General features: G+C 63.2%; 3 protein-coding genes. All 3 read left to right on the forward strand.

The features are described from left to right. Positions 1 to 239: 239 nt before the first annotated feature. Genes AUJ55_11565 through AUJ55_11575 form a run of 3 tightly spaced genes read left to right on the forward strand, consistent with a single transcriptional unit; the run spans position 240 to position 5,294 of the window. Positions 240 to 2,684 carry a hypothetical protein gene (locus tag AUJ55_11565; GenBank protein ID OIO54767.1) on the forward strand — a complete coding sequence of 815 codons (2,445 nt, stop codon included), beginning with the start codon at positions 240 to 242 and terminating at the stop codon, positions 2,682 to 2,684. Between the two features lie 12 nt (positions 2,685 to 2,696). Further along, entirely contained in the window at positions 2,697 to 3,524 is an 828-nt protein-coding gene (locus AUJ55_11570; protein OIO54768.1) for a hypothetical protein, read from the forward strand. A 9-nt stretch (positions 3,525 to 3,533) separates the two neighbouring features. After that, positions 3,534 to 5,294, forward strand: a complete 1,761-nt coding sequence (locus AUJ55_11575; protein ID OIO54769.1) for a hypothetical protein — start codon at positions 3,534 to 3,536, stop codon at positions 5,292 to 5,294. Positions 5,295 to 6,000 lie beyond the last annotated feature (706 nt).

Genomic DNA, 6,000 nt, shown 5'->3' on the forward strand with positions numbered 1-6,000 from the left:
TCAGTCACTTACGTTCCTGATTTTGGCGACCCATCCCTGGGTCTCTCGGAAGCGCCATTAAATCAGCGCTTCCCTAACGGTCGATTTTCAAAGTAGCACCCCCCCCGCTGGTTATGTGACGATTAGCATGGTTACCGGGTCACACCCCGGTTCTGCGTCGATACGGGAACGGCTATGGTTCGGCCCCATCGCCGAAGCGTCCGTCTTTGTGTACCCCTTTCAATCCCAGGTTTTCAGCCATGGTGCAGGATCAGCCGCACGTCGAGATCGCCATCATCGGCTCGGGCCCCGGAGGTCTGAGCGCCTCTGCCCGCGCCGCCGCCCGTGGCATGAGTCATGTGGTGCTGGAGCGGCAAAGCCACTTGGCCGATACCCTGCAAGGGTTTCAGGCGGGCAAGCTGGTCATGGCGACCCCCGAAAAACTGCCGCTACGTTCCGACATCATGTTCGACGCCGGACGCAAAGAGGTGGTGCTCGAAAACTGGCGCAGGCAGGCCGAAAAACTGGGGGTGGCGATTCGATACAACGCCGAGGTGCGGGCCATCGCCGCAGAAGAGGGTCGCTTTCGCCTGACCCTGGCCGACGAAGGGGAGCTGCTGGCCGACAAGGTGGTCCTGGCCATCGGGCTGCAAGGCAACCTGCGCAAGCTCACCATTCCCGGCGCCCATCTGCCCCATGTGGAGTACCACCTGGCCGATCCCCAGCAATACCAGGACGAGGATGTTCTGGTGGTCGGGGGCGGCGATTCGGCCATCGAAACCGCCCTGGCGTTGATCCCCCACAACCGGGTCACCCTGTGTTACCGGGGGGGGGAGTTTTCGCGGGCCAAACTGGGCAACATCCAGGCGCTGGAGCGTGCGGCCGAGCAGGGCCACATCAAGGTCATGTTCGAGTCGACCCCCCGCGAAATCGAATCCCGAACGGTCCACCTCGACACCGCCAAGGGCAACGCCACCCTCCCCTGCTCGGTGGTGATCGCCCGACTCGGCGCCACCCCCCCCCGCCCCTTTATGGAGCGGTGCGGCATCCGGTTTCATGGTAGCGACGCCACCGCCCTGCCCGAACTGAGCCCCACCTACGAATCGAGTGTGCCGGGGCTCTACATCATTGGCGCTCTGGCGGGTTACCCCCTGATTAAGCAGGCGCTCAATCAGGGATACGAGGTGGTCGAGGCGATTGCGGGCAATCCGGTCCCCCCCACCGACGAACCCCTATTGCTCGAAAAACTGGCGGTCGCCCACATCGAGATGGGGGTCGATGCCTTCATCGACAAAACCCGCCGTCTGGTCCCCCTCTTTGCGGGGCTAACTCACCTGCAAATGCGCGAATTGCTGGCCAAAAGCAGGGTCCACAGCCTCAGCCCGGGGGATCCTGCCTTCTTTGCGGGGGACTACAGCAACACCTTCTGGTCGATTGTCTCGGGCTCGATGGGGGTGTTGATCGATCCCAAAGATCCAGGCCGCAAAATATTGCTCAACTCGGGCGACTTCTTCGGCGAGATGGGGCTGATTTCGGGACGACGGCGCAACGCCACCGTGGTGGCCGACACCACCAGCATCCTGCTCGAAACCGACCGTCGCACCATGCTGCGATTGATCGCCTCGTCGATCCCGGTGCAAAAAGCACTCGACCGCGCCTTCATCGTGCGGCAGATCCACCGCATGTTCGGGGTTTCCCTCGACGATGGTCGTTTTGCCCCCTTGCTCGACCAGATGCGGATCGAACATTACCGCCCCAGCCAAACGATCTATGCCGAGGGAGAACAGGGCGACTGCATGCACCTGATCCGTCGCGGCTCGGTGATGGTCGACCGCCACATCGGCGGCAAATCGGTGGTGCTGGCCTACCTGCAAGCGGGCAACTATGTGGGCGAGATGGCGTTGTTGGGGCGGGTGCCGCGCACCGCCACGGTACGGGCGGCGGTGGCGACCGAGACGATCCGCATCGATGCCGATCATTTTCATCAGTTGGCCGAGCTCTTCCCCGACCTCAAACGGCAGGTTCACAAAACTTATCAAGAGCGGCTGGCCGCCAACGCCGACAATCGCCACGGCGAACAGACCAGTGATGCCATTCAGTTTTTGATCGCCCAGGGAATCGGCGAGGGGACCGACATCCTGACCATCGACGAGTCGCTGTGTGTACGCTGCGGCAACTGCGAAACCGCCTGCGCCCAAATGCACGGCGGCATCTCACGACTCAAGCGCGATTCGGGCAGCACGATGGGCAACCTGCACCTGCCGATCTCTTGCCGTCACTGCGAACACCCCCACTGCATGGCCGAATGCCCCCCCGATGCCATCCACCGCGAAAAGGGGGGTGAGGTCTGGATCGACGCCGCCCAGTGCATCGGCTGCGGCCAATGCGAGAGCAACTGCCCCTATGGAGTGATCCGCATCGTCGAGGAGGCCCCCCCAACCCCCGAGGGGTTCCTGCCCAAGATTTTGCAATGGGGCAAAAACCCCCGTTGGCTCTGGCACCGTTTGCTCTTTTTACAACGCCGCGAAGATCCCTACCCTGAGGCAGGTAAGGGGATGAAGGGTGAAAAAGACAAGCTGGCGGTGAAGTGCGACATGTGTCGCAACATCGCCGGTGGCCCCTCGTGTGTCCGCTTCTGCCCCACCGGAGCGGCGCTGCGTACCCGCCCCGAAACCCTGCTCGAACGACTGCGCCGGACTCACTAAAGGAAGAGAACCATGTACGGATCGATCCTGAGTCACCGTAAATTCCTCCATCTCAAGCGGGCGCTGCTGTTGACGCTGCTGATGGTTCTGATGGCGTCCGCCCTCTCTCCCCCACAGGGGTTGAGCGGTAGCACGGTGGCGGGGTACATCCTGGGCGGTACGGCGCTGCTGCTGATCTTGTTCATGGTCTGGTTCGGCGTGCGCAAAAGGCGGATCGTCCCTGGCGAAATCAGCCTATCGAGTTGGCTGTCGAGTCATATCTACCTCTCCATCCCCCTGGCAACCGCCGCCACCCTACACGCCGGGCTGCACCTGGACGCCGACCTGCACGGCCTGACCTTTGCGCTGCTGTGGCTGACCCTGCTCAGCGGCGTGGTGGGTCTGGCGATCTACCTGCGGATTCCAGAACGGATCAACCGCAACCGCGAGGGGGACAGTCGCGAAGAGATGGTGATGCAATTGGCGGAGGTGGAGCGGGCCTGCATGGAGACGGCGATCGCCCTGCCCGACACCGTCGCAGCCGCGGTTGCCCATTCCTCCCACGCCCTGGCGGTCCACCGTAGCCTGTGGCGCAAGGTGGTCCGCCCCGAGAAGGGGTGCCCGACCGTGCAGGCGATCCGCACCATCGAGTGCCAATCCCACGAAGGGCGGATCGACCCCACCTTGCTGCACAACCTGCTGACCCTGATGAACCGCAAGTTGGAGCTGCTGCGCCGCATCCGCACCGATGTACGCGACCATCTGCTGCTCAAGCTCTGGTTGTTGATCCACGTGCCGCTGAGTATGGGGCTGATCGGCGCCCTGACTCTGCACGTCGTCTCGGTTTTCTACTTTTATTAAGGCGGAGCGATGGACATCCAAATCCGCTACATCGAGCGGCTCTCCGGCGGCGCCGCCACCACCCAGATCGAGGAGCGGCGGGCCGACCGCTTGACCCTGGGACGGGGGACCGACAACGAGATTTTTCTGCCCGACCCCCGGGTGCCGCTGGAGGCTGCGGTCCTCACTCCGCAGGGAGAGGGCTGGCTGCTCGAAAGCGTGGGGGGCACCCTCATTCGGGTGAACGGCGAGGTCGTCGGTAGCGCCGTGCTTGGCCTGGGGGATTGTTTCTCGCTGGGTCCCTACGACATGGCGTTGATGGGGCAAATGGGGCGCGATCTGGCCCTTGAGGTGGAATTCGTCCGCCCCCTGGGGGAGCACCTCGACACCCTGATGAACGAGGGGGGGGTCGGCAGCGAGGCGTTGCAAATTCGCCCTTGGCGCTGGGGCTGGCTGGTTCTGGGTCTGGTGCTGCTGCTGGCCGGGTGGATTCCTTACCACAGCTACCAGACGGCGCTGCCACCCTCGGGTCAGGCTGGATTCAAGGCCCCCGACGCCAGCACCTTTTGGCGCCCCGGTTCGGTGCAAGGTCAACACCGCCATTTCGGCGATGCCTGCCAAACCTGCCACACCGCACCCTTCACCCCGGTAGCCGACGTGGCCTGCCTGAAATGCCACGACGAGGCCCGGCCCCATCTGACCCAATCCACCGCCTCGAAATTCGGCCAACCGACCCAACGCTGCGGCGTTTGCCACCAGGAGCACCAGCCCGCCACCAATGCCAGGATGTGGGCCAAACAAGAGGACTGCCTGGCCTGCCACGGCAGCCCCACCATGGGTAAATTGCCCGGCACCCCCCGACCGGTCCATGGCTTCCCCACCGGTCACCCCCCGCTGCACGCCCTGGTTGCCGGTTTCGACGACGAGGGGGCCCCCGTCGTCCGGCGCCAAGAGGTCCCCGACCTTCCCGACTCTGCCGCTATCGCTGCGGCCGAAGACGACAATGCACTGCGGGCATTATGGAAACAGGTGCAATCCCAAAGCGCGGTCCCCATTCCCGAGGAGGACGGGGGGCTGTTCTTCACCCATAAGCTGCACCTCAAAGCCGAAGGGATTGCCGCCCCCGAGGGAAAACGGGTTTTGAACTGTGCCAGCTGCCACACCCCCGACGTCGGCAAGGTCGGCTTTAAACCGGTGACCATGGCGGCCAACTGCATCGAATGCCATGTGCTCACCCTGGACGGCACCCCCAAGGGGCAAGCGCTGCCTCATACCGATCCGGTAACCCTGCGTCAGGCCATAGGGGGCTATTTCGCCCAACGGGCGGTGCAGGGGCGGTTTGACGTTCCCGATCCCGAGACCGGCGCTGTTGCTCCCCCCCCACAAGGGGCACAGGCGGTGCAAGCCTGGGTCAAGAGCCAAACCGAGGATGCCGAGTGGCGTCTGTTCGGGGCAGGCGCCTGCAAAAAATGCCACGGGGTCGGTTACCCCGACGAGGAGGGTGGACTGTTCACCGTCGCCCCGGTCCATTTGCAAAACCGCTTTATGCCCGAGGCTGCCTTCAGCCATCGACCCCACCAAACCCAAAGCTGCACCACCTGCCACATGGCCAAGGTTTCTGGAGAGAACTACGACCTGCTGATGCCCGGTCTGAGCACCTGCGCCACCTGCCACGGCAGCGAAGGGCAACCCGACCGTCTGGCCACCCCCTGCACCGGTTGCCACCACTACCATGGCGGCGATGAACACGATTCGGTGGCGGCGGCGCTTGCGGGGGATGCTTCGCCGTAGCAACCGACGTCATCGCGGCCCACGGAAGGCCCCCAAAGCGGGGCCGATCCCCCTCCCCAACCGTTGCCTCGGCCGCATCACTTCTGGGCGGCGAAGCCCCCCTCCACAGGCAGAAACACCCCCCTTGACGTGGTGGGGGTCTGCCCCCTTGGCTCAAAACGGATGCACACCCCAACCGCCCCGCCCCCTGTTTAACGCAAGTTTTTCTAAGGAAGCGCCGATTAAAGGCTCCTGCCTTGAATTGGCACGCTACGCAAAAACCAAAAGTAGGTACCTTGAGGCGGCGTCGTTTTTGCTTCGCTTACAAAATCAGTCCCTGACGTTCCTGATTTTGGCGGCCCATCCCTGGGCCGCTCGGAAGCGCCATGAAATCAGCGCTTTTCTAACATTTAAAATCAATCAGCCTCGTTTGTTGTCACTGTGAAGTGGACCCCAAAAACTGGACAGTAGGTTTTGTTAAGACCGAGGGGGCATGATTGGCGAGAGCGAGGAGCCAAGCGATGCCCGGAAAACACAAACGACACAGTGCGCAGTTCAAGGCGAAGGTGGCGCTGGAGGCCCTGAAGGGTGGGGTGGACCCCACTCCTTGGACAGTTTGGGGGCGAAAATTTGTAAACGGTTAGTGGCGGTGGGTGGTTCCGCCGTGGGTTTGATGGACCTGTTCTGGGGTCTTGCCGCCGAGGGCACTGTGGGGGCGCTCGGTGTT

This window comes from Proteobacteria bacterium CG1_02_64_396, from assembly GCA_001872725.1.
Taxonomy (GTDB): Bacteria; Pseudomonadota; MNWR01; order CG1-02-64-396; family CG1-02-64-396; genus CG1-02-64-396.

Excerpts from the sequence above, each read along its gene's own strand:
- AUJ55_11575 (OIO54769.1), top strand. The coding sequence starts at position 3,534 with ATGGACATCCAAATCCGCTACATCGAGCGGCTCTCCGGCGGCGCCGCC.
- AUJ55_11565 (OIO54767.1), top strand. The coding sequence starts at position 240 with ATGGTGCAGGATCAGCCGCACGTCGAGATCGCCATCATCGGCTCGGGC.
- AUJ55_11570 (OIO54768.1), top strand. The coding sequence starts at position 2,697 with ATGTACGGATCGATCCTGAGTCACCGTAAATTCCTCCATCTCAAGCGG.